Here is a 24,802-nt window from a genome sequence, read left to right as displayed (position 1 = left end):
GCAGGAGGTGTCCCGAAAACTAAACCAAGGAGGATATGAAATCGAGCATATTGCAGGCAACACACAATGGCATAATTATTCCAAGTGCGAGATTCCATCTGACCTCTAAAAATAAATTATAAACAGATGAAAGCATTTGTAGAAAGGCTTTTTGGGGAGATGGAGTTATCGCTGAAAGAGGTGGCGAAGGAGACTTCAAACGAGATACAAAAAGCTGAGCGATGTTGTCAGGTGATCAATGCGATATTGATCCGGTTGAAGGAATTTATGGCAGGCTATACATTCCGTGATGGGGAAGAAGAGATCCTGTTTTTTAAGGAATATAAGCCCCTGCTCTTTAAGGAACTGATTTTCTATTCCGAGCTTACCTACATAGAGGCGAAAAAGCCAATTGGCAAAAAAGAGCAGATCAAAAGCTATTTCCCCCATGTGTTGGATCAGATCCAGGAGTTCTTTGTCAGGAATCACCAGCTATACATTTATTATCAACTGGGGAAGAGTGATCAGGATGAGAAACTGTTTATGAGGAATTCCATGCCTGTGTCACTGATCCGTGACTATTCCTTTGATTTTGACCCTTCATTTTCCACTGTCAACAGCAGCAAGCTGGCTAAGATTATGGCCTATGAAAGCCTGACCGATCATATCCGCAAAATTATCCATAGGCTGGAAATGGGTAGTGATGCTGTAGGGGGTGAGGTTTCCGTGCATGAATGGACGGATTCAAAATCCAGCTTGATCGAGTTGGCTTATGCTTTACATTCCAGGGGAGCAGTAAATCATGGGAAGAGTGATGTGAAGGCAATAATTACTCTGATGGAATCACTGTTCAACGTGCAGGTAGGAAACTTCTACCGGACCTTTCAGAGCATGCGGGGTAGAAAGAAGAACAGGACTATTTTTCTGGACAGTCTGAAAGAAAGCCTGGTAAAGCGCATGGATGATACGGATATGGGTTATCAATAGGAAAAATTATGTTTTGGGAAGATGTATTTATAGTAGCGGTAGGTATTTGTCTGTTGGGAGGAGTTTTTGCGCTGCGGGTATGGGTTAAGCGTAGGAGATTTTACAGGCGCGGTCCCGGTGGGTTGCAGCATTTTTCCAAGTATAGCAAAGCAGTCTTGATATCTACTTTTGAGGGATTCCTTATGCTTTTGAGTATTCCAATGATGATACTGGGAATGTTGATTTTAATTTTTTGGTATGTGTTGGTCAAGGATATTGGTAAAGAGAAGAATAACAGGGATAAACAGACTGAAAGAATTGAGTCAGAACCTTCAGCCCACTTCCTTGTTCCTGCGGAACAGGGCTTTGGCACAAAGAAGATCTACCCCATCCCAAGCAATCATTCCCTTGCGTCCATGAGTTGCGTGGGATAAGGCAGATTTAATGAGAGGAATGATAGTTAAGCTGGTTGATAGATATAGATGTCTAATTGCCTAAAAGTTTTCCCTTGCTGAAAACGATTATCAACGGCTACTTTCGCTAAGGCGGTACTCCTCTAGGAATACCGAAGACAGTTTTCTGCTTACAGATGGGTAATAAGGAGATTTATATAGCCTAGCCACCTTCAATTCTTCCTGTCTAAAACTATTGAAAGTATTTTTCCGATAAAATCCAAGTCCACTCTGAGAAATTTATCTTTAAATTCATATTATCATTTCATTACAGTTCGCTGTGCAGCTTTGAAGCGGGTATCCAATCGGTTTACTTTGATTCGCTTTAATACGCTGCAACCTTGGAAAAATCAAATCCTATTTCTTTACAACATATCGTAAGAAAAATTTCTCAAGGGGATGAGACTTCCTACGAGGAATTATTCAGACTATTTTCCAAAAAGATTTACAATGTCTCAAGGAAAATGCGACTGAGCCATGAAGAGGCAGAGGAAGTTGTGCAGGATGTCTTTTTAAGTATCTGGAAAAACAGGGCAAGTCTTGATCCTGAACTTTCCATCAATGCCTATATGATCGCCATTATTAGGTCTCTTGTGATCAAGAAAAAAAGAAAAGACGCGCGTTTTTTTGCCTTTCAGCAATACCAGATTCCATTGATCACCCAGAACTCTGCAGATACTCCTCAGGATGATTTGATTTATTTTGAATTCCACGGTATATCCATGGAAATCATAGAAAAATTGCCTCCTGCACAGAAACAGGTTTTTAAAATGAGGCATTTGGAGGATAATTCCTTTGAAGAGATAGCAGAGAAATTAAATGTCTCCCAGCGAACTGTTGAAAATCAGGCTTTCCGGGCCACAAAATGGGTCAAGAAACGGCTTTCCATACTTGAAATAGTATCTGTGAGTAGTTGGCTTATACAGGTTAAAATTCTTTTCGACACTATTATTAACTGATTGTTAAGAATTATCTATTCCCTTAACAATTATTTTCCAAATTTTTTACTAGTTCAGATGAGTAGTTTTTTCGCCTTGTGGCTATTTATCATTGTAACTAGCCAAGAATGGATTTTAAAAATAAGTATAGGGAATTTAGTGAAGGAAAACTCTCCCAATCAGAAGCAAAGGAATTTTTAGAATTTCTGGAAAGCAAGGAAGCTGAAGTCCTCCTTTCCGCAGAGATTATCCAGCTTTGGTCTGATACGATCAAAGCTGGGGATTTGTCCATAGACACCAATGAACTCTGGAAAAAGATCAATCAAAAAAGGAATGTCTACACCCTGCCTTCTCAGCAGAAAGAGCCAAAGTTAAAGAAAGCTTCCAATCTCACTTGGCTAAGGGCGGCAGTGGTTTTTGTTGTACTTGGGCTGGCTACACTCTTTTATATCCAAGACAGGCAAGTAAAAAACCACAGCCTTGAGCTTGCAATTGAGGATACCATGATAACCAATACCAATAAAAAAGGTGAGAAAACCAAAGTAACCCTGGAAGACGGCTCGGTGGTTTACCTCAATTCCCAAAGCAGCATTACCTATTCTAAAAACTTTAAGGCAAACCGATCTATTCAACTAGAGGGAGAGGCATTTTTTGAGGTAGTTAAAGACCCAGATCACCCCTTTGTGGTAGATGCCAAAGGAATTGTAACCACAGCACTAGGTACCTCCTTTAATATTTCAACTTTTAAAAAAGATCAAAAGGTAGCAGTAACCCTACTCACTGGGAAAGTAAAGCTAAATCAGTCAGGAAAGGAAGCTTATATCGAGCTTAATCCCGGTGAAGAGTCCCTGCTTTCTCCTGACTTGCCTGAGATGGAGAAATATAAAGTGAAATCAGCAGATAAGATTCTATGGACTCAGGGAATCCTAAGCTTTGACGAAGCTACACTTGATGAAATGGTGGAGATACTGCAGCGCTGGTACGGGGTTACTATTAAAATAAACGGACAGCCACAGGCATTAAATGCCTCCGGGGTTTTTGATAATCAGGAGTCTCTCAGAAATGTGTTGAACGTGATGGGCAAAACACTGGAATTTGAATTTGTAATGGATGGTCAGAAGATAACTCTAAATTTTAACTAATGCCTATGTAATACCAGAAAGTAAAAAAAACAGGAACGTACTACCAATACGCTCCTGCCAAATCAAAACAAAATATACCCCCTGAATCAATCAGTTTCGCATTCTGAAATCAGGGGAAACTATGTTTCAATCTTTCAATTCAAAATTATGCAAAAAATATTACCGTTTATAGCAATGTCTATCAAACTATTGGCAAGGGGAATTGCAATGCTATGCATCACCGTAAGCCCCATATTAGCAAATACTTCCACAGCCCAGATTAAGAGAATAGATGAGGTGTCAGTTGTATTGGAATCGCAGCCAAAAAATTTGTTTCAGTTTTTTAAAGCAATTGAGAAAAATTCTGAATTCAAATTTTTCTACACGGAGGAGGCCTTAAAAAATGCCGGAAATATAAAATATCTCCAGTCTGAAAGCACTGTGGAGCAACATCTTTATAAAGTTGCGAAGCAGACTGACCTACGGTTTAAGCAGGTGAATAACACCATCAGTGTTATTATTAAAAAGAACCTAACAGATCAACTGATAACGAAGGAGCTTGCCTTTGAGAAGATTTCTGGGGTAGTAAGGGATCAATCAGGTGAACCTATGCCAGGTGTATCCATTTTGGTGAAAGGCACCACTTCAGGTACTGTAACTGACATAGATGGATCTTATACGCTGGATGTAACTCCAGGACAAACTTTACTATTTTCCTTTATAGGTTATGAGCAGCAAGAACTGACCGTGGGTTCAGCTACAATGCTCAATGTAGTCATGACCCAAGCCGAAAATAGTTTGGAGGAATTTGTAGTAGTGGGCTATGGACAGCAACGCAGAGCCAACTTGACAGGGGCTGTGGACCAAGTGGAATCTGAAGTATTCGAAAATAGGCCTATTTCTAATATCGCTCAGGGTTTGGTAGGAGCTATTCCAAACCTTAACATCAGAATGCTGGATGGTAAACCTACGCAATCTCCCTCATTCAACGTACGAGGTACTACTTCTATCGGTCAGCAGGGGAGTGCATTAGTGTTGATAGACGGGGTAGAAGGCGATCCAAAAATGCTAAATCCTAATGATATAGCCAGTGTCACAGTACTGAAAGACGCTGCTTCAGCTTCTATTTATGGCGCCAGAGCGGCATTTGGAGTAGTCTTGATCACCACCAAATCGGCTACTGAAGGGAAAATATCCGTTACCTATTCATCCAATTTTTCATCTAAATCCCCGACTACTATCCCGGACAATATTACTGAATCATACCCTTGGGCAAAAGGCTTTAGCGATGCCTGGTCTAAGTGGAATGACAACGGAAATAATCCCACAGCAGTCAATAAGACCTTACCATTCTCTCCCGCTTACCTTGCGGAGATAAAAAGGAGATGGGAAGATCCCTCTTTACCAAGAGTGGAAGTCGACCCCTCTACTGGAGAGTATCAATATTATTATAGCACTGACTGGTACAGGGAACTATACAAGGAGAGTTTTTTTGCCCAAGACCATAACCTGGCTTTGACCGGAGGTGATAAAAAGGCAAGTTATTACGTCAGTGGTAGATACAATGGACAAGACGGCTTGTTCCGCTACAATACAGACAACTACGCGATGTATAACTTCCGTGCCAAAGGGACTATTCAGGTCACTCCTTGGCTACAGGTGGAAAACAATACAGACTATTCCCGGATGTCTTATCATCAACCCTTAAATGTGGGTGAAGGAAGTGGGATATGGAGAAATATGGCTGACGAAGGCCACCCCCTGGCTCCTTTATTGAATCCTGATGGATCCCTGTCTTTTCCTGCAGCATATACAGTGGGGGATTATTACATAGGAAGAAATGCTGTGGATCAGGTACAAAGGTTTCTGAAAAACCGATTTGCAGCCAAGGCTGAGCTATTTGATAAGAAGTTGACTCTGAACGGAAACTTTACCTTCCAGTCCAACGACAATAACTATTTTCAAAAAAGGGTTCAGGTGCCTTATAGCAGATATGAAGGCGTGATTGGATATACCGGTACCAATACAAATGATCTTCAGGATCGTAGAAATACCACACAGTATTATGCTACTAACCTTTATGCCAATTACCTGAATACATTTAAGGATGCCCATAACCTGGGATTGTTGGTAGGTTTCAATTATGAAACTTCTGTATATGAAAACCTGACTGCCAGGCGGAATGGTATCGTATTCCCAGACGCTGAAGATATCAACCTAGCTCTTGGTCAAAGTATAGTTACCAATGGAGGACACCAAAAGTGGGCGATTGCAGGTTCATTCTTCCGTGTGAATTACGATTACATGGGTAGATATCTGCTGGAAATAAACGGGCGCTACGACGGTTCTTCCAAATTCCCCACTGATCAGCAATGGGCATTCTTCCCTTCTGCATCTGTAGGCTGGGCGTTGTCAGAAGAGAAGTTTTGGAATGTGAAGCCTAGTCTCCTGACCAATCTGAAGATCCGGGCTTCCTATGGTTCTTTGGGTAACGGTAATATTAGCCCTTATTCCTTCACAGAGAATTTTTCTATTTCCCAATTGGGTAGAATTATAAATGGGCAACGGCCACAAGCTACCAGTATGCCTGGGGTTGTACCTGAGGGCCTTACCTGGGAAACCTCAACCACAGGTGATATAGGGCTGGATTTTGCCAGCGTAAACAACAAACTTCAATTCACAGCTGACTGGTATCGTCGCTGGACCACAGATATGTTTACCGTAGGGCCGACTTTGCCTGCAATCTATGGTACTACTGTTCCAAAAGGTAACTATGCGGATCTCGAGACTACAGGTTGGGAGGCTACAGTGACATGGAATGACAATTTTTCCTTAGCTGAGAAGCCCTTCAATTACAGTGTCAGAGTGGCTGTGTCGGATTACAAGGCGTACATCACCAAGTACAACAATCCGGATAAGAACTTGACGGATTACTATGAAGGTCAACGAATCGGTGAAATCTGGGGATATCAGGTGGAAGGATTGTTCCGATCTGATGAGGAAATTCTCAATTCACCTTCTCAATCAAATATCCGCAATACCAATACCCGTAAAAACTATGTGGGGGATTTGAAATTCAAAAACCTGGATGGGGATGAAGTCATCTATCATGGATCGAATCGGGTAGGGGATTCTGGTGACAAATCCATTATAGGCAACTCCGAGCCCCGCTATTCCTATGGCGTTAATTTGAATGCCGAATGGAATGGATTCTTCATTGGTGCTTTTTTCCAGGGTGTTCTGAAGCAGGACTGGTATCCATCCGGTGAATCCCGTTTCTGGGGACAGTATAACAGACCATACAATCAATATCCTAGCTGGCATGAAGATAATATGTTCAGGGAAGAACTTGGGAACTTTGATGCTTACTTGCCGCGATTGGTAGGATATGTAGCTCTAGGCAACGACAGGGCTTTAAGTACTCCAAATGATCGTTTCATACAGAATGTAGCTTACATCCGTCTACGAAACATACAGTTAGGATACACGCTACCACAGCATTTGACATCGAAAATCAAAGCAAATGATGTGAAGGTTTATCTTTCAGCTGAAAACCTATGGACTTGGTCTTCACTCTACAAACGGACCAAAGATACAGATGTCACCAGTATCTATGGATCTGACCGTGACCTTAGCGGAGGAACCAGTGGAGACGGGTACAATTATCCCATGCTAAAGGCAATTTCAGCAGGACTAACAGTTAACTTCTAATTTAAAAATCATGAAGATTTACAATTATATAATTCCTTTCCTTTTACTAGCTGCGGCCACTTCCTGTAACTTGGATGAATATCCAGTGGATACTGCCAGCAACCAAGCCATATTCGGTTCTGCCACAGGGCTGGAACTTTATAGCAATTCATTTTATAATATCCTGCCGGGTACCGATGTAGGGGTTTTTCAAGGTGATGATGCTTCGGATCTTGTCGCCAGAAACGGCGTGGATACCTACTTGTCTGTGAATGCTTTGAGCGCAGCCACTAGCTCAGGTTGGTCTTGGGGCGCCTTGCGAAACATCAACTACTTCATCGAAAATGCCCAAAACAGCACGGTTGCCGAAAAGAACAATTATATAGGGGTTGCAAGGTTCTTCAGAGCTTTGTTTTATTTCGATAAGGTTACTCGCTTTGGCGATGTACCATGGATAGACAAGACAATTGAGATTACAGACAGTTTGACGCTTTATGGACCAAGAGATGACAGGTTTATGGTCATGGATAAAGTCTTGGAGGATTTGGATTTTGCTATAGAAAACATCACATTGACCTCCGATGCTTCATCCACCAGGATCACCAAAAACGTAGCTAGGGCTTATAAAACCAGAATTGCCTTATTTGAAGCATCTTTTAGAAAATACCATGTTGAATATGGGATGCAAGGTACTGCCAATGAATGGTTTCAAGAAGTAGTAACTACAGCAAATGAAATCACTGGCTTTAGCCTTCATCAGGCAGCGCAGATGGATCGATCCTATAGAGAGCTTTTCATTACAAAATCACCATTTGCGGACGAGACTATTCTGGCAGTAGCTTTGGATGCTAGTCTCCAGGTTTTCAGTTCGGCTAACAGACGGTTTATCAGCCCTACTTATGGAAACAGACCTAGTCTGACCCGTAATTTCGTTAATACATACCTGAATTTGGACGGAACATCCTTTACCGATAATCCTGATTATAAAACTACTCCATTTGTTGAAGAAGTAAAGAACCGTGATCTACGCCTGAAACAAACGGTGCGTCTAGGAGACTACCATCGTACAGAGAATGGTGTTCCTGTAGTAGCTCCCCCAAACTTCAATCAGACTTTTACCGGATATCAGCCGATCAAATGGTGTTATGATGAGCGTTTTCCTTACGATGATGAAAGTCGGAATGACAACGCCCATATTATTATGAGATATGCTGAAGTTTTATTGAACAAAGCTGAGGCACTCGCGGAGCTGGGCACTATGACTCCCGGTGAATGGACTGAAACCATTGGAGCCCTTCGTGCCCGTGCTGGGATCACTGGAAGCACCTTGACGAGTCTGCCTACGCAGGCAGATCCCTATTTGGTTAATTATTATAAAGGTAAATTTACAGATCCCGTTTTATTGGAAGTAATCAGGGAACGGGCAGTAGAGATGGTCTTTGAAGGCCTCAGGCCAGATGATTTGCGAAGATGGCATATCGGAGAACTGTTTGCTGAATCTCAGATGAACGGCATGTATGTTCCTGGGTTGGGAGAATATGACCTTAACAGTGATGGAATAATGGATGTGTATTTCTACCAAGGAACTAAGCCCCAATCCTCTAATCCAGCCATTGCCTTTGTGGATGTAAGTCCTTCTTCAGGAGCAGGCAGGCTTCAGCTTTCTAACGGCACTTCTGGCGAAGTACTATTTAATCCGGGTGTCAGAGAATGGATGGATAAAAAATATCTTTATCCGATCCCGGAGTCTGATCTAATCCGAAATCCTGCTTTGGGACAAAACCCTGGTTGGGATTAAACAAAAGTTTTTAATTCATATACGTCCCTTAAGCCTTTATATTGGTGGCTTTTGGGACGTTTTAACCCAGATAAAATGAAAAATTATTTAGTACTTATTTTTGCCCTACTAGTATCTCTATCGGCCTTTTCTCAGCAAGAGGGTGAAATAAAGGTAGCTAGTTACAATATCAGGATGGATACTCCACGGGATAGTATGAATGCTTGGCCGCTTCGGAAAGAAAACGTGAAAGCCTTAATCCAATACCATGATCTTGATATCATAGGTACCCAGGAAGGATTTGTCCATCAACTTAATAACTTGCTCGAAATGCCAGGATTTGCTTTTGTGGGAGCAGGAAGAGATGATGGTAAGACTGCCGGAGAGCATTCTGCGATATTTTACAAAACTGACCGGTTTGAAGTAATGGATTCAGGGGATTTCTGGTTGAGCGAGACGCCGGATAAACCTGGTTTGGGTTGGGATGCGACTTGCTGCAACAGGATTGCTTCCTGGGCTTTGTTTAAGGATAAGAATTCCAAAAAGGAATTCTATATGTTCAATGCGCATTTTGACCATCAAGGCGTAGTGGCCAGAAGGGAATCAGGAAAGCTTATGATTGAGAAAATGAAGGAAATAGCCCAAAACAAGCCGGTTATCTGTACAGGTGACTTCAATTCCACACCTGATACTGAGCAAATCATAGGATTGTCCACATTTCTCAAGGATTCTTATACCGTTACTAAGATGCCTCCTTATGGACCAGTTGGAACTTCCAATGGTTTTCGATTTACTGCACCCATGAAAAATCGAATTGATTATGTTTTTGTAAGTGAAGACTTTCTTGTTTCCAAATACGCAGTATTAACAGACGCTAGGGATCAGAGATATCCTTCAGATCATCTGCCGGTAGTAGCCACCGTGCACTTCGCAAACTAGTCAAACTATTTCGAAGAAGTTTAAAGCCATTGAGGAATACCTTGATGGCTTTTTTCTCTAGTTTTGAAAGCCCTGACTTTTCGTTGTAAGGAGCTACAATTCTGTAACTCTACTAGTATTTTTTCTAACTCCACCGCTATTCGTGTCACTAAATAGGTTTTATTCTGGTTTTATCACCGAGCGAAACAAAACACTGAAATTCTTTAGACTTTCATCTATGTTTTCAATCAAAACCTTTCCCTTGCAACCTGAAAACAGCCAATTGAAAACAAATTGGAGGCAACCGTAGCCATACATCCACCAATGATCAAAAGGCTGGCCCTTAGCTTGTTAACACTTGTTCAATCTTCTCCAATCTCTAGAAAAAGTTAAATGGCTCTGATAAACAAATATTTCGGCAGTTTCAATTTCTGATAATTGCTATTACAGTTTCACCAAACACCTCTTTTTTACTGTTATTCCGCTTCTTTCTGATAGTTGCTTTTCCATCCGTTTTTTTAGAGGTTTGAATTGCTTGTACTTTTCTTAGTTGCGGGAGATACTGTCTCGTTTTTCACAAATACCTTTGATGAGCTCATCTATAAATACATCGTCCCGGCCGAAGGAGGTTAATGGATTTGCTTCGGGGTCAGAACTTTCCTTCCGATTTGGTTTTTCAGTTTCCATTAGGGGATTGGTTTCGGTGTTAATATCATCCGTGATTTGTTAATCCCTTGAGTTTGGAACTTAGGATAGTCAATCCCGCTTTTTCCAGACTCTCCGCGATAATGGTATTCAGTTCCTCTTCTGACTCTTTGGAAATCCGGATTGCAGGATTTCCTGATTCAGGTTTTTGTTCCATACCTCTTGTAATTACTTCAGTTAAGAGCAATACGGTTTTGCGGGGAATTTTCAGATCGATCTTTACTGTATCATGCATACCGGGAACTGCAAGTAGAGTTTCATAGATGGTTTCAAGTGATGAGTTTGCCATAGCTTCAATGGTTTTAGATTAGAAATATTTCAAGGCTAAATCTACTTTGAACGATTGGAATGGGCCTATTTAGAAATTGATTAGGATAGGTAAATGATTCCATCACTTTATATACTTGTATCACCCGATGGGAAGAATTGTAATGCCAAAGATGATTCCCTCAATGTATCAGAATCATTCTAAAAGCTAACGGGATTTCCTGTGTCTTCCGAAATCGGCAAGATGTACGGTTGTATCACAACCGGATCTTGAAACCCCTTACTCCGAAGTCGTGGGGTTTGGATTTGTAATGCTTTTGAACTATGAAAATGAACTGCGAAGATGGAAGAAAACAAGAGAAACAAATGGCTTCATGTCAGGCTGACTTCTAAGGAATATGAACTAATCCAAAATGCATTTGGGCAAACAGTTCAGGATAGTCTGAGTGATTATGCAAGGAAATTACTGCTGAAAAAGCCTGTAATCGGCAGGTATAAGGATACCGGAATGCAGGAGCTTTTGGCTCAGTTGACAGCTTTGAGAAGAGACTTGCATGGAATAGCCACCAACTACAATCAGTTGGCAAAAAAGATAAATTCATCAGCTGGAAATGAAGTAGGTATTCACCTTTCTCAAGGGAAAAAATTGCAGCAGGAGATTGAGATTTCACTGGAATCGGTGAATCGTTTTATTGATCAGACGGCAGAGAAATGGTTGCGATCATAAAGACCAGCACATCCCTTAGAAGACCTTTTCACTACAATGAAAATAAGGTAGGACAGGGCGTGGCTGAATTGCTGTTGGCCCAGAATTACCCTATAATAAATGCGGAAAAGACTGCTGATTTGCGGTTGAAATACTTGCTCAAATTGGCAAGTCTAAACTCCAGAACGTCGGTAAATGCAGTCCATATCTCATTGAATTTTGCTCCCGGAGAGGACTTTGAAAAAGAGAAATTACAAAAAATTGCCAATAAATACATGCTCGGGATCGGCTTTGAAAACCAGCCTTACTTGGTCTATAAACATACCGATGCAGGCCATCCCCATCTACATATTGTGACGACAAATATTGAGCTTGACGGCAAGCGGATTCCTTTGCATAATATTGGTAAACTCAAGTCTGAACCGACCCGAAAAGCCATCGAGATAGAGTTTGGTTTGGTACCTGCCGAATCCCAAAAACAAGGACTTTTTACCCCCAAACCAGTTGCCATTTCCAGACTGGACTATGGTAAATCTGAAACCAAACGGGCAATAGGAAATGTGCTGCAGCATGTGCTCAAAAACTACAAATTCACTTCTCTCCCTGAGCTGAATGCAGTATTGAACCAATACCGGATAGTTGCCGATAGTGGAAGAGAAGAGTCACGGATTTTCAAAAACAAGGGATTGGTTTACCGGGTGTTGGATGATCAGGGGAACAAGGTTGGGGTGCCGATCAAAGCAAGTAGTTTTTATTTTAAAGCGACGCTGAAGTCCATAGAATCCCAGTTTGTATTTAATGAATTGGAGCGTAAAAAGCAACTTAAATCCACCCGCTCAGCCATTGATTTAACGCTGATGAAGTTGTCTGGAAAGAGTCTTGATGAGGTGATAAGAAGTCTCGAAAAGCAGGGTATATCCACCATAAAAAGGGAGAACCAAGAGGGGAGATTGTATGGGATCACTTTTGTTGATCACCGGACAAAATGTGTATTCAACGGAAGTGCACTGGGTAAAAACTATAGTGCAAAAGGGTTGATGGATAGGATAGGTATTCAATCAGAAGAGAGTGTTAGACCAGAATCACTGACAAAGACAGGCAGTCAAATGGGGAAAAATCAAGAAGGTCTGCCAGAAATAACGATAGTTGAGATAGGACCAATACAACAAGCATTAAACGATTCGAGGGGTCTGTTGGAAACAGTGGTATCGCCTGAACCAACCTATAGCTACCTGCCCTTTGAGTGGCGGAAAAAGAAGCGGAAGAAGAAAAAGAAAGTATCAAAGTAATAATTAAATCACGGGAAGATGGGAATGCAGACAGGCGAAAATGAACAGGGATTACGCAGGATTTTGGATATGACCAGACTGATTGGGATCGGGGTTTTGGGGCTGCATTTTTATTTCTTCTGCTATACTACCTTCAACGATTGGGGGTTGGTATCGGAACTGACTGATGGTGTACTGAGGAACATTTTTGGGACGGGTCTGTTTCGGGATTTCCATACTTCGAAGTTTATCGCATTGGCGATGTTGGGGATTTCCCTATTGGGAATAAAGGGTAGAAAAAGTGAGAAAATGAGTGTTAAGCATGCTTTTTTATATGGCGGAATAGGGTTCGGGATTTACTTCGCGAGCTATTTTATACTACAGTTTCAAGCTAGTTCAGAATGGATTTCAATTGCCTATATGACGGTAACTACCTTGGGTTTTTTGCTTATCCTTTCAGGCGGAACAAAGCTCTCAAGAATTATCCATGCCAACCTCAATAGCGATGTATTCAATTCAGAAAATGAGACTTTTCCTCAGGAAGAACGGCTGATTGAAAATGAATTCTCGGTGAATCTACCAGCAAAATATAACCTTAAAGGAAGGCTCAGGGACAGCTGGATCAATATCATCAATCCCTTTCGAGGGTTGATGGTATTGGGAACTCCGGGATCGGGAAAGAGCTATTTTGTCATCCGTCATGTGATTACCCAACACATCAAAAAAGGATTTTCTATGTTTGTGTATGACTTCAAATTTGATGATCTATCGGCTATCGTTTATAATACCTGGTTAGAAAATAAGACTAGGTATAAAGTCGTGCCTGAGTTCTATGTGATCAATTTTGATGACCTCACCCGGAGTCACCGTTGCAACCCGTTGGCCCCGGAAACCATGCTGGATATTACCGATGCAGCAGAATCGGCAAGGACTATTTTGATGAGCTTGAATAGGGAATGGATAAAGAAACAGGGAGACTTTTTTGTGGAATCACCGATCAATTTTCTGACTGCCATCATCTGGTTTTTGAGAAAATATAACTGTGGAGAATTCTGCACATTGCCTCATGTAATTGAGTTGATGCAGGCTGATTACGATGAATTGTTTACGGTTTTGAGGACTGAAAAGGATATTGATGTGCTGATCAATCCCTTTGTGAATGCTTACCTAAATGATGTGATGGAACAACTGGAAGGACAGATTGCTTCAGCGAAAATATCCATGGCAAGACTTTCCTCAGCACAGTTGTACTATGTGCTTTCCGGCAATGATTTTACACTGGATATCAATAATCCCGATGAACCAAAGCTGGTATGCATGGGGAACAATCCCCAGAAAATACAGATTTATGGAGCCGTACTTTCTCTTTATGTAAACCGTCTCGTGAAGCTGGTGAACCAGAAAGGAAAGCTAAAAAGCAGCCTGATATTCGATGAGTTTCCGACCATCTATTTAAATGGTATGGACAGTTTGATTGCTACCGCCCGGAGTAATAAAGTTGCCACTACATTAGGTGTTCAGGATCTCAGCCAGCTACGGAAAGACTATGGAAGGGAGCTAGCCGATGTGATTATGGGTATCGTTGGTAACATTGTTTCGGGGCAGGTGACTGGAGACTCTGCAAAGCAATTATCGGATCGAATAGGGAAGATCATGCAGGACAGACAGAGTCTTTCGATCAACAGTGCCGACACCTCCATCAGTAAATCAAAACAGTTGGAATCTGCTGTGCCGCCTTCAACTATTTCTTCGCTTTCTTCCGGTGAATTTGTCGGGATGGTAGCAGATAACCCAGACTGTAAAATGACTCTGAAAGCTTATCATGCGGAGATTATCAACGACCATAATGCCCTTAAAAAAGAGGAGGAAAACTATAAGCCTATTCCAGAAATTCGAAAGATAAACAGCAATATAGTGCAGAGAAACTACCTGCAGATCAAGCAGGATATTAGGGATATTATCCTTTCTGAAATGGATAGGCTGATGAATGATCCGGGAAAGAAGCATTTGGTGATAAAAAAAGAGGGATAACAAAATGATATCCCTCAAATGATTATTTGTTTAATTAATAATTCCTATTCAGCACACTGATCACCAATTTCTTAACTGTATCCATTTCTTCCGGTTTGCTGGAGGCAATGAACAAGGTGAGGCTTGCCAGTGCATCGTTGCTGATTATAGAACTCCCTTCGGCATTATTCAATAGATCGTTTGACTGCAAAAAAAGAAGGAAGCAAGCGGCGGCTATCCGCTTGTTGCCATCCACGAAGCCGTGATTTTTAACTATCAGGTACAGAAGCGTAGCGGCTTTTTCTTCAAGGGTTGGGTAGAAATCCTCGTCACCAAAACCTTTACTGATTTGTGCAATTGCACTTTCAAAGCTTCCATCTTTTTCTTTTCCAAATACACCGGATTCAAAATCTAATTTCATCGACTGAATTACTTCTTTATAATCAGCCAACTCTGGATAATTTGCCTGTCTTTTAGTTAACCCTTTTTTATCAAGGTTCTCATGATCATAATCATCAAGCAACTCAAGACCTTTGGCAAAATGATTGAGCCAATCCAAGTTTTGATCTATTGCTTTTTGTTCAATTGCCCGACTTAAGATCCGGATTCCGTCTTTAAGGGTCTGGACTTCTTGTTGTTTCTGAGAAAGCCTCGTCTCATTAATAGCATAGCCTTGAATAAGGAAATCTTTGAGTCGTTGGGTAGCCCATTGACGGAATTGTGTGCCTCTTTTGGAATTAACCCGATAACCGACAGCGATTATTACATCGAGGTTATAATGCACTCTATCTCTTTCCACAGCTCTTTTACCTTCCATTTGAACTGTTCGGAAATCCCGAACAGTTGAGTCTTTGTCCAGTTCCTCAGATTCGAAAATGTGTTTGATATGTTCACTGATGTTTGCTTTACTGGATTTAAAAAGCTCTACTAGCTGGCTGTTTGTCAACCAGATAGTTTCATTCTCAAATCTTACCTCAATCTGAGTCTGTCCATTTTCACCTTGGTATATTTCGATTTTATTTTCCATTGTTACTATTCAATTTAAGATTCATTTTTAAGTTTCTGGCTCTTCATTAAAAAAGAGGCAGTCTTGGTTCATTGTAGCTTTTCCCTGAGAGCCTTCATGTCAAAACTTATCTTCGTATCCAGGATTTTGGCATAATGCTGCGTCTGCTTAAGGGATTTATGTCCAAGCATCTTTGATACGGTTTCAATAGGGACTCCATTGGCCAAGGTTATGGTTGTAGCAAAGGTGTGCCGTGCTATATGAAAGGTGAGTGGTTTATTTATCTCACATACATCCGCAATCTCTTTCAGATAGGAATTCATCTTTTGGTTGCTCAATACAGGAAGCAAATGGGTACCATCCTGACATTGTGGATGGTCTCTGTACTTTTCAATCAACTGCAATGCTTTTGGCAATAAGGGTAAACGGGTAGTAGAATCTGTTTTTTGCCTCTGAGTATAGATCCATTGTTCTCCGTCAATACCTGTTGATATTTGATTTTTTCTAAGGTTTTTCACATCAATGTAGGCAAGGCCAGTATAGCAACTGAACAGAAAAATATCCCTGACATGGTTTAGGCGTTCCGTTGCGAATTGTTTTTCAGATATCTTTTGGATTTCAATCCATGATAGAAAGTCCCGATTGACTTCCTTTTTGACCATCTTGAACTGGACAAATGGATTTCTGATCAACCATCCGTTTTTTATACAGATCAGTACAATCTTTTTGAAATTGGAGAGGTATTTCACTGTGGTATTGTGACTGCAGTTCTGTACTGACCTTAGCCAAAAAGAATATCCTGAAATAAATTCATAATCCAGAAGTTGGATGTCCATGTCAACTGACCCATATTTCCATTGGATAAATGAGCGGGTATGATCCAATGAGGTTCTGTATCGCTGCAAAGTGCCAGGAGCAAATTCTTTTCCCAGCAACGCTTCCACCTGTTCATTGTGCTCTTTGAAAATCTCCAGTATCATTTTTTTCTTCTCACCGATTCCAAGAAGGACATTCTTCAAAGCTTCTGAGGTGACTTCTCTATCTGATTCAATCAGTTGCTTTTTGGCTTGAAGTGCTTTATAGGAAAGTGTATCCAGGAATGCATTTAATGTTTTGCTATCCTCTTTGTTTCCTTCGGCTCTTCCGGCTGAAGCATTCCATCTTGAAGGGTTCCAAAATCTCTTGGTAGAAATTTCTTTAGAAATCCCATCGACGGTGATTCTGAGGTATACATACCTCTCTTTTTTTGTGGATTTTTTGGACTGTTTCAAAAAGAAGAGCAATCCGAAGCTTTTTTCTAACATGATTTGATTAGTTAGGTTGAATAAAATTCGGAATACAAGCTCAAAATCACAAGATGTTCACTTATTGAACATGTTGATAATCAAAATAATATGATGTTCCCAGTGCGTCTTTTTTTTCAGGTAGAGGACTACACGAATGACGCACTTGAATTACAGGCAATTGTGAAGATTTTATGGGTTTTTGACCATAAAAAAAGCCTGTAAAGAATTTCTTTACAGGCTTTTTTTGAATCTGTTGAGTTGAATAAAGTAAAAAACTGATTTTTAATCTACTGATTTTCAGTGTTTTGTACTTTTATTCTTTCTTGAAGTGACTTCACAAATCTTTTTTCAAGAAGCTTGTTGACTTGTTCAACAAGGTGCTCAGCAGAGGAAGAGGGATTCGAACCCCCGGTACCTCACGGTACAACGGTTTTCAAGACCGCCGCATTCGACCGCTCTGCCATTCCTCTAGGTCGTCCTCAGAGATATTTCTCTGATTTGGTCTGCAAAGGTATATTAAAAGATAACTTTTGCAAAGCCCCGTTTGCCTTTTTCTTCTAACCTTCTGATTGTTTTGTGATTAATTTTTAAAATTATGCTTTTTAGCTACTTCTTGAATTTATTGTTAGAGTAGACAGATGAGTTTTTTATCATTCAATTGAAAAAATGAGAGTTTCCTTTGACCGTATTTGAACAAGTCAATTTGATATCTTAAAATCGCTAATGGGACTTTGCTTTATCCTGCAGTTATTTTTTGCTCTTCTATTGCCGCGTTTTCAGTCTCTTTACTTTTCTTCCTCTTTTTTGTTTCTTCAAGTAAGTCCAAACTCACATTTACCTCAAAACATACAATCACGATGATTGAGGTGATCAACAACCAAAGCATCAGTGCAATCAATGTCCCAATAGAGCCATACAGCTTATTGTAGCTGGCAAAATTATTCAGGTAAAATGAAAAGCCATAAAAGCCAAAAGTGATCAGGAGACCGGCTAATTTGGCTCCTGTGGAAAAGAAATTCCACTTGTCATGGACAGCCGGGGCAAATCGGAAAATGAAGGCTGTTGTGATGTAGAACATCAAGAGTAAAATCAGGAATTTCAAACTTGAGAATAAGAAAATCATAAATCCCGAATTGAATACCTGTAGCTCATCAAGTCTCCTAATCAATACTCCACCCAAAATCATGACTATGCTAGCAGTAATCACAGTAAAAGCAAGTACGATTACAATACTAACTGCGATTCCACGACTTTGAAGAAAACCCCGGTTGTCCTTTGTCTGGTACACCGAATTAAAGGAGTTCATCATCGACATGACACCTTGAGTGGAGGCGAATAAGGCGAAGAAAAATCCCAACGAAAGCATGCTTTGCCTCGGCTTGGAGACAATATCCATAATGGTGTTTTCCGATTGGTTATAGACTTCTATGGGCAGGATTTCCTGGATAAATGTCAAGATATTCTGAGTAGTGATGTAGGGGAAAATATCCTGTAGGTAGGGGATTAGATTGAGTAGGAAAAGAATTAAAGGGAACAGAGCTATAGTAAAGCTGAATGCCATAGAACCTGCACGCTCGATGATGTCATCTTTCTGCATCTGAACCAGAAAAATTCTACCCACATCAAAGAGGTTTTTGTCGGGATCTCCGAAATGGATTTTCTTAAGCTTGCGAGCTTGCCAAAGCAACTTGACTTCTAACCTAAGGATTTTTGTTTTGATCACTTTAACCTACTTCTTGAAAATACGCTTTCAATAAAGCTAACAAATTATGTGGAGGTCTAGTCGGACGATGGCTGTCTTTTTTGAGGAATGTTAGAATGGTCCATCCTTCAGTGATTAATTCCTCCTGCGAATTAAATACCTGATATTCAAATCTAATACGGACGCCTGGTAGCGATGGGATTGTAGTTTTGATCGTAAGCAGTTCATCGTATTTACCCGGTTTGAGGTATCGGAAATGACTCTCTAATACAGGCATCATCACACCTTCATCTTCCATTTCCTTGTACGAAAACCCAATACTCCGCATCGCTTCCACTCTGGCCACTTCAAAATACATGGCGTAATTGCCATAATAGACATAACTCATCTGGTCAGTCTCAGCGTAGCGAACTCGAAGCTGGGTTTCTGCTTGGTACATACTCAATAAATCTTGGCAGCATTCAGTGCCGCCTGGTACCTTCTGGCATTTGCATTATGTTGCGCCAAAGTGGTAGCGAAAGAATGATAGCCTGAAAAATCTTCTTTTGCACAAAAGTATAAGAACTTATGGTCTTCTGCATTCAGAACGGCATTCAGGGAGTTGATGTCAGGCAGGTTGATTGGTCCAGGAGGAAGACCGGCATACATATAAGTATTATAAGGACTATCAGTTTCCTTATGTACGTTCAGCACGCGTTTTAATTCAAAATCTCCTAAAGCGAAAACCAGCGTAGGATCAGCCTGAAGCGGCATGTTTAATCTCAATCTGTTTAGATAAACTCCGGCAATTCTAGGTCGCTCATCTGATTTTTGACTTTCTGCCTGTACAATACTTGCCAGCGTACTCACCTCTTTTTGGCTTAGGCCAAGTGAACTTGCTTTTTGCTTTCGCTCATCCGTCCAAAAACTTTGATATTCCCGGTGCATTCTATCAAAAAGTGCCTCCGCACTCGTGTTCCACCAAAGTTCGTAGGTATTTGGAATGAACATGGACATGATAGTTTCTTCGTCAAAATCAAACTTTCGGATATACACGGAGTCTTGGATCAAGTCTAGAAATTGATCCTCGGAAATCTCCATGTTGGCAGTGATTTTTTCAGCCAAATCCTCCTTAGTCCTTACATTGTTAAAGGTGACCCGGATGGGAGTTTGTTTGCCAGACCGAAGCAACCTGACCAATTCCAGGTTAGTCATTTTTGGTTCGATGGTGTAAAGGCCCGGCTTCACATTTTCCTGATAGTCCATAACTTTAGCTAGAAAGCCGAAACTCACCAAGTCATTGACCACATTGTTGTCATAAAGTTTATTTGAAACTGTTTTGAAGGTATCGTTGCTCCCGATTTTCAACATGTAGTTCTGGTCAGATTCTATCAGCACATTTGGGCTGAAAAAAATCTGGTAGAAATAGAAACTCAGGGAGATAGCCATCACCGAAAATGCAATGACTAGGACGAGATAGACGTTTTTTCTTTTTTCGCTTAGCATACTGATGCCAAAAATAGGGAAAAATATAAGTAGGAGTTTGTGCTTGAGGCTAGGTAATGATATCTTTCTAGGCAAAAATGTTTTTCATGGGAGTGGTTTTGGTCACATGTGCGCTAATTTTTTTAAATGATAAAGTGCTTTGCGCGCAAAGATCTTCTACAATGAATCTTCCTGGATTATGGGAATTCCCTGGCGGAAAGATTGAAAAAGGAGAAAGTCCTGAAGAATGTCTGGTGAGAGAGATCAAGGAGGAATTAGCAATAACAATTAAGGTATTAGGCGCTTTGAAGCCCAATGATCATGCTTATTCCAAAGGGATAGTGATTCGTCTGCTGCCTTATGTTTGTATTTGGCAGTGCGGAGAGGTTAAGCTGCTCGAACACCAACAGATAAAATGGGTGGAGAAAGGAAACTTAAATTCACTTAATTGGGCTCCAGCTGATATTCCCATAGTGAATGATCTCAGTGAGAATTGGAACATTATTCAGAAGCAACTAGTTGATTATACTACAGAAAGTTAAAATATGCCCGCTGAATTAATACGTTTATATAAAGAAAATCCTGATCCGGATAAGATCAGGCAAATCGTTGAAGTTCTTCGCGATGGCGGAGTGGTGATTTACCCAACGGATACCGTCTATGGAATGGGCTGTGACATTATGAATATTCGTGCCGTGGAGCGTATTTGTAAAATCAAGGGAATCAATCCCAAGAAACATAACTTTTCGATTATTTGCGCTGATCTGAGTAACATTTCTCAATTCACCAAAATGATTGATAAGCCGGTTTTTAAAATGATGAAAAAAGGGCTTCCTGGACCGTTTACCTTTATTTTGGAAGCAAGCAATCAGGTGCCTAAGATTTTGCACAGCAAGAAAAAGACGATAGGGATCAGAGTTCCAGATCACAATGTGCCACGCTTGTTAGTGACTGAATTGGGGCACCCTATTCTAACTACATCCATCAATGACGAGGATGAAGTGATCGAATACAGTACCGATCCAGAGCTGATTTTTGAGAAATATCAGCACCTGGTCGATGTAGTAATTGATGGTGGATATGGGCAAAACGTGGGTTCTACAGTTTTGGATTGCACTGGATACGAAGTGGAAGTGCTCAGAGAAGGTTTAGGAAAAGTGGAGGAGTTAGAATAAAATGGCAAAGAGAATTGCAGTAGATCTGCACTATTTTCCAAACCTTGAGTTTTTCGCCGCTATTGCTGATGCTGATGAATTGATCTTTTTTCCCGAAGACATTTATCAAAGACAATCCTATTTCAATCGGACGGAAATTCGCCTAGCCAATAAAGTAGGAACGCTTAGTGTTCCGATTCAAGGGCGAAGACCAAAAATTGCGCTGAATAGAATTAAGATTAGCAATGATCAAAACTGGGTGAATATCCATCTTCGTGGAATTCAAAGTGCCTATGGAAAGGCACCGTTTTATGAATATTATTTCCCCTATTTTGAAACGGTTTTTGAGCAAAAGTTGGAGAGTCTTTGGGACTTAAACTGGCAAATGCTGACAATCTGTCTCAAGTTGCTACGGATGCCTGTCAAGATGCGGGTACATGAGCAAGGTCAGGAACAAACATGGGCAGAAGACATAAGAGGGCAGCTAATGCCTTCAGTGCCGTTTTCGGAGCGTGATTACTACCATCCCGAGTCCTATTTCCAGCTTTTTGGCTTAGACTTTGATCCTAACCTCAGCATCATGGATTTGTTGTTCTGCGAGGGGCCTGCATCTAAAAGCATAATCTTAAAGTCTATAAAAAAACATTGAACAATCTGCAAAACGATTGTGTTTTTAAAACAAATTCGGTAACATACGTACAGGTTTATTAAACAATCAGATAGGAATTTAATGGAAGCAAAATTTTCGAACAGAGTCAAAGAGGTGATCTCTCTTAGCCGCGAAGAAGCTCTTCGCCTGGGACATGATTACATTGGCACAGAGCACCTCTTACTGGGGATGATTCGCGAAGGTGAAGGTGTTGCTGTTTCCATTCTTAAGAAATTGGGAGTGCCAATGGATGAATTGCGGAATGCAATCGAACGCGCTGTAAAAGGCACCGCAAATCACAACGTAAAAAATATGGCAAATATCCCTCTGACCAGGCAGTCGGAGAAGGTATTGAAAATAACATATTTGGAGGCAAAAATCTTCAAGAGTCAATTGATTGGCACGGAGCATTTGCTCTTGTCTATCTTGAGGGATGAGGACAATATCGCCACACAGATACTTAACAAATTTGAAATCAATTACGATTCGGTAAAAGAGATGCTGGAAATGTCTTCCGACTCTGCACCTCGCTCAAGAGCTGAGGCAGAAGATGGGGATGATGACGGATCTAAATTATTCGGTTCTACCGGAAGTGGATCTGGCGCAGCGAAGCCTGGCGCAGAAAAGTCTAGAACGCCTGTTTTGGATAATTTCGGTAGGGATCTCACCAAAATGGCTGAGGACGATAAGCTTGATCCGATTATCGGACGCGAGAAAGAAATCGAACGTGTCGCTCAGATTCTTTCCAGAAGAAAGAAAAATAACCCGATATTGATCGGTGAGCCGGGTGTAGGTAAGACAGCCATTGCAGAAGGTTTAGCACTAAGAATTATTCAGAAGAAAGTGTCCCGTGTGCTTTTCAATAAGCGTGTAGTGACCTTGGATCTGGCTTCATTAGTAGCAGGCACTAAATATAGAGGACAGTTTGAAGAGAGAATGAAAGCCGTGATGAATGAGCTGGAAAAATCTCCAAATGTCATTCTATTTATTGATGAGCTGCATACCATCGTAGGAGCAGGTGGAGCTTCAGGATCCCTGGATGCTTCCAACATGTTCAAGCCAGCTTTGGCACGTGGAGAAATCCAATGTATCGGAGCTACTACGCTAGACGAGTATCGTCAGTACATTGAGAAGGATGGAGCTTTGGCCCGTAGATTCCAGATGGTAATGGTAGATGCTACCACACCTGAGGAAACTGTGCAAATCTTAAACAACATCAAGGATAAATACGAGGATCATCACAATGTGAATTATACAGATGAGGCTATAGTTGCCTGTGTGAAACTTTCCGACAGATACATTTCTGATAGATTCTTACCGGATAAGGCTATTGATATTTTGGATGAGGCTGGAGCCAGAGTCCATATCAATAATATCCATGTGCCGGAAGATATCCTGAAACTTGAAGCTGAAGTAGAAGACATCAAAACTGAGAAAAACCGTGTGGTAAAATCTCAGAAATATGAGGAAGCTGCCCAGCTCAGAGATAAGGAAAAGAAATTGCTTGAGCAATTGGAAGCTGCAAAGAATAGATGGGAAGAGGAAAGTAAGTCTAAGCGATTTACTGTAGAAGAGGATAATGTAGCTGAGGTAATTGCAATGATGACTGGTATTCCGGCTAAGCGAATTGCTCAGAAAGAAGGCGCTAAGCTTTTGAATATGAATGTGGATTTGTCAGGCAAAGTAATAGGTCAGGATGAAGCGATTAAGAAATTAACTAAAGCAATTCAGCGGACTAGAGTAGGTCTGAAAGACCCTAAAAAGCCGATTGGCTCCTTTATTTTCCTAGGACCAACAGGCGTAGGTAAGACTGAATTGGCCAAGATGCTGGCCACCTATCTTTTTGATAAAGAGGATTCTTTGGTCAGAATTGATATGTCAGAGTATATGGAGAAATTCTCCGTATCCCGATTAGTAGGAGCGCCTCCGGGCTATGTAGGTTATGAAGAAGGTGGACAGTTGACTGAGAAAGTCAGAAGAAAGCCATATTCTGTGGTTTTACTTGATGAGATAGAAAAAGCCCACCCTGATGTATTTAATATCCTTTTACAGGTATTAGATGATGGAGTCTTAACAGATGGTCTAGGTAGAAAAGTAGATTTTAGAAATACGATCATCATCATGACTTCGAATATTGGAGTTCGTGACCTGAAAGATTTCGGTGCAGGAATTGGCTTCGCCAGTCAGGCGAGATCAGATAATATGGATGAAGTGATGAAATCCACCATTCAATCTGCATTGAAAAAGGCTTTTAGTCCTGAGTTCTTAAATAGATTGGATGATGTGGTTGTCTTCAATTCATTGAGCAAAGAGCATATCTTCAAGATTATCGATATCAGTTTAGGCAAGTTGTTCTCTAGAATTACTGACCTTGGCTACAAGATCGAATTGACTGAGAAGGCGAAAGAATTCTTGGCCGAGAAAGGATATGATCAGCAATACGGTGCAAGACCGTTGAATAGAGCAATTCAGAAATATCTGGAAGATGCGATTGCCGAAGAAATTTTGAAAGGAGATCTTTCGGAAGGAGATATCATCACAGCAGATTATCCTGGTGAAGGTACAGAATTGACTATAGTTGTAAAGAAAAAGGAGAAAGCTGATTAAAAGTTAGCTGTAACTATATTGAAAGCCCCGGATGATGAATTCGGGGCTTTTTTGTTTTTAACCGCAGTGGGCGCAGAGGTTTCTCAGAGCGGCAGGATGGTCTTGTTTTTTTAGAAATTGGAGATTTTATTTTTATT

General features: G+C 40.9%; 21 protein-coding genes and 1 tRNA gene. 14 read left to right on the top strand and 8 right to left on the bottom strand.

The window, feature by feature from the left end; genetic code table 11:
• Positions 1-126 precede the first annotated feature (126 nt).
• The 7 genes from BM386_RS12705 (at position 127) to BM386_RS12675 (ending at position 9,862) form a co-directional block, all read left to right on the top strand.
• A complete protein-coding gene (locus BM386_RS12705; protein ID WP_091694773.1) occupies positions 127-966 on the top strand; it encodes an RteC domain-containing protein in 840 nt (279 codons plus the stop codon).
• An 8-nt stretch (positions 967-974) separates the two neighbouring features.
• Entirely contained in the window at positions 975-1,379 is a 405-nt protein-coding gene (locus tag BM386_RS12700) for a hypothetical protein (protein ID WP_091694770.1), read from the top strand.
• A 359-nt stretch (positions 1,380-1,738) separates the two neighbouring features.
• Positions 1,739-2,356, top strand: coding sequence for an RNA polymerase sigma factor (locus BM386_RS12695; protein ID WP_091694768.1), 618 nt, complete (start codon positions 1,739-1,741; stop codon positions 2,354-2,356).
• Between the two features lie 107 nt (positions 2,357-2,463).
• Positions 2,464-3,477: a FecR family protein gene (locus BM386_RS12690; RefSeq protein WP_091694765.1), complete on the top strand. Its 1,014-nt coding sequence runs from the start codon at positions 2,464-2,466 to the stop codon at positions 3,475-3,477.
• A 147-nt stretch (positions 3,478-3,624) separates the two neighbouring features.
• Positions 3,625-7,167 carry a SusC/RagA family TonB-linked outer membrane protein gene (locus tag BM386_RS12685; RefSeq protein WP_244545520.1) on the top strand — a complete coding sequence of 1,181 codons (3,543 nt, stop codon included), beginning with the start codon at positions 3,625-3,627 and terminating at the stop codon, positions 7,165-7,167.
• Positions 7,168-7,177: 10 nt separating this feature from the next.
• A complete protein-coding gene (locus BM386_RS12680; RefSeq protein WP_091694762.1) occupies positions 7,178-8,944 on the top strand; it encodes a RagB/SusD family nutrient uptake outer membrane protein in 1,767 nt (588 codons plus the stop codon).
• Positions 8,945-9,019: 75 nt separating this feature from the next.
• Positions 9,020-9,862 carry an endonuclease/exonuclease/phosphatase family protein gene (locus BM386_RS12675; protein ID WP_091694760.1) on the top strand — a complete coding sequence of 281 codons (843 nt, stop codon included), beginning with the start codon at positions 9,020-9,022 and terminating at the stop codon, positions 9,860-9,862.
• A gap of 525 nt (positions 9,863-10,387) precedes the next feature.
• On the opposite strand, the gene BM386_RS23655 is transcribed toward BM386_RS12675, so the two are convergent.
• A complete protein-coding gene (locus BM386_RS23655; RefSeq protein ID WP_170857092.1) occupies positions 10,388-10,528 on the bottom strand; it encodes a hypothetical protein in 141 nt (46 codons plus the stop codon).
• A 25-nt stretch (positions 10,529-10,553) separates the two neighbouring features.
• Positions 10,554-10,835, bottom strand: a complete 282-nt coding sequence (locus BM386_RS12670; protein ID WP_091694757.1) for a hypothetical protein — start codon at positions 10,833-10,835, stop codon at positions 10,554-10,556.
• Positions 10,836-11,156: 321 nt separating this feature from the next.
• Here BM386_RS12670 and BM386_RS12665 point away from each other — a divergent pair, with 321 nt between their 5' ends.
• The 3 genes from BM386_RS12665 to mobC are packed head-to-tail and all read left to right on the top strand — an operon-like array spanning position 11,157 to position 14,818.
• Positions 11,157-11,540 carry a plasmid mobilization protein gene (locus BM386_RS12665; protein ID WP_091694756.1) on the top strand — a complete coding sequence of 128 codons (384 nt, stop codon included), beginning with the start codon at positions 11,157-11,159 and terminating at the stop codon, positions 11,538-11,540.
• Positions 11,525-12,808, top strand: coding sequence for a relaxase/mobilization nuclease domain-containing protein (locus tag BM386_RS12660; RefSeq protein ID WP_091694753.1), 1,284 nt, complete (start codon positions 11,525-11,527; stop codon positions 12,806-12,808). The genes BM386_RS12665 and BM386_RS12660 overlap by 16 nt, the downstream gene beginning before the upstream one ends.
• Positions 12,809-12,826: 18 nt before the next feature.
• Entirely contained in the window at positions 12,827-14,818 is a 1,992-nt protein-coding gene (gene mobC / locus BM386_RS12655) for a conjugal transfer protein MobC (protein WP_342029145.1), read from the top strand.
• Between the two features lie 34 nt (positions 14,819-14,852).
• Here mobC and BM386_RS12650 read toward each other — a convergent pair whose 3' ends face one another.
• From BM386_RS12650 to mltG, 6 genes are all read right to left on the bottom strand, one after another.
• Complete coding sequence (locus tag BM386_RS12650) at positions 14,853-15,824, bottom strand: virulence RhuM family protein/type II toxin-antitoxin system death-on-curing family toxin (protein WP_091694751.1); 972 nt, start codon at positions 15,822-15,824, stop codon at positions 14,853-14,855.
• Between the two features lie 68 nt (positions 15,825-15,892).
• On the bottom strand, positions 15,893-17,107 hold the full coding sequence (locus BM386_RS12645) for a site-specific integrase (RefSeq protein WP_091694749.1): 1,215 nt from the start codon (positions 17,105-17,107) through the stop codon (positions 15,893-15,895).
• Positions 17,108-17,474: 367 nt separating this feature from the next.
• Positions 17,475-17,559, bottom strand: a tRNA-Ser gene (locus BM386_RS12640).
• A gap of 266 nt (positions 17,560-17,825) precedes the next feature.
• Positions 17,826-18,809: a YihY/virulence factor BrkB family protein gene (locus BM386_RS12635; RefSeq protein ID WP_244545532.1), complete on the bottom strand. Its 984-nt coding sequence runs from the start codon at positions 18,807-18,809 to the stop codon at positions 17,826-17,828.
• 4 nt (positions 18,810-18,813) lie between these two features.
• Positions 18,814-19,230: an acyl-CoA thioesterase gene (locus tag BM386_RS12630; RefSeq protein ID WP_091694746.1), complete on the bottom strand. Its 417-nt coding sequence runs from the start codon at positions 19,228-19,230 to the stop codon at positions 18,814-18,816.
• Between the two features lie 2 nt (positions 19,231-19,232).
• Positions 19,233-20,276, bottom strand: a complete 1,044-nt coding sequence (gene mltG / locus BM386_RS12625; RefSeq protein WP_091694743.1) for an endolytic transglycosylase MltG — start codon at positions 20,274-20,276, stop codon at positions 19,233-19,235.
• Between the two features lie 77 nt (positions 20,277-20,353).
• On the opposite strand from mltG, the gene BM386_RS12620 reads away from it, so the two are divergent.
• The 4 genes from BM386_RS12620 to BM386_RS12605 all read left to right on the top strand — a co-directional run bounded on the left by BM386_RS12620 (position 20,354) and on the right by BM386_RS12605 (position 24,665).
• Entirely contained in the window at positions 20,354-20,797 is a 444-nt protein-coding gene (locus BM386_RS12620) for a (deoxy)nucleoside triphosphate pyrophosphohydrolase (protein ID WP_342029144.1), read from the top strand.
• A gap of 3 nt (positions 20,798-20,800) precedes the next feature.
• The gene (locus BM386_RS12615; RefSeq protein WP_091694737.1) at positions 20,801-21,430 is read left to right on the top strand and encodes an L-threonylcarbamoyladenylate synthase; all 630 of its coding nucleotides are present in this window, start codon (positions 20,801-20,803) and stop codon (positions 21,428-21,430) included.
• Between the two features lies 1 nt (position 21,431).
• Complete coding sequence (locus BM386_RS12610; protein ID WP_091694734.1) at positions 21,432-22,058, top strand: WbqC family protein; 627 nt, start codon at positions 21,432-21,434, stop codon at positions 22,056-22,058.
• A gap of 81 nt (positions 22,059-22,139) precedes the next feature.
• Positions 22,140-24,665 carry an ATP-dependent Clp protease ATP-binding subunit gene (locus BM386_RS12605; protein WP_091694731.1) on the top strand — a complete coding sequence of 842 codons (2,526 nt, stop codon included), beginning with the start codon at positions 22,140-22,142 and terminating at the stop codon, positions 24,663-24,665.
• Positions 24,666-24,802: the final 137 nt, after the last annotated feature.

Source organism: Algoriphagus locisalis (genome assembly GCF_900116615.1).
In the GTDB taxonomy this organism is placed as follows: domain Bacteria; phylum Bacteroidota; class Bacteroidia; order Cytophagales; family Cyclobacteriaceae; genus Algoriphagus; species Algoriphagus locisalis.
This window is presented reverse-complemented; position numbering and strand designations above follow the sequence as displayed.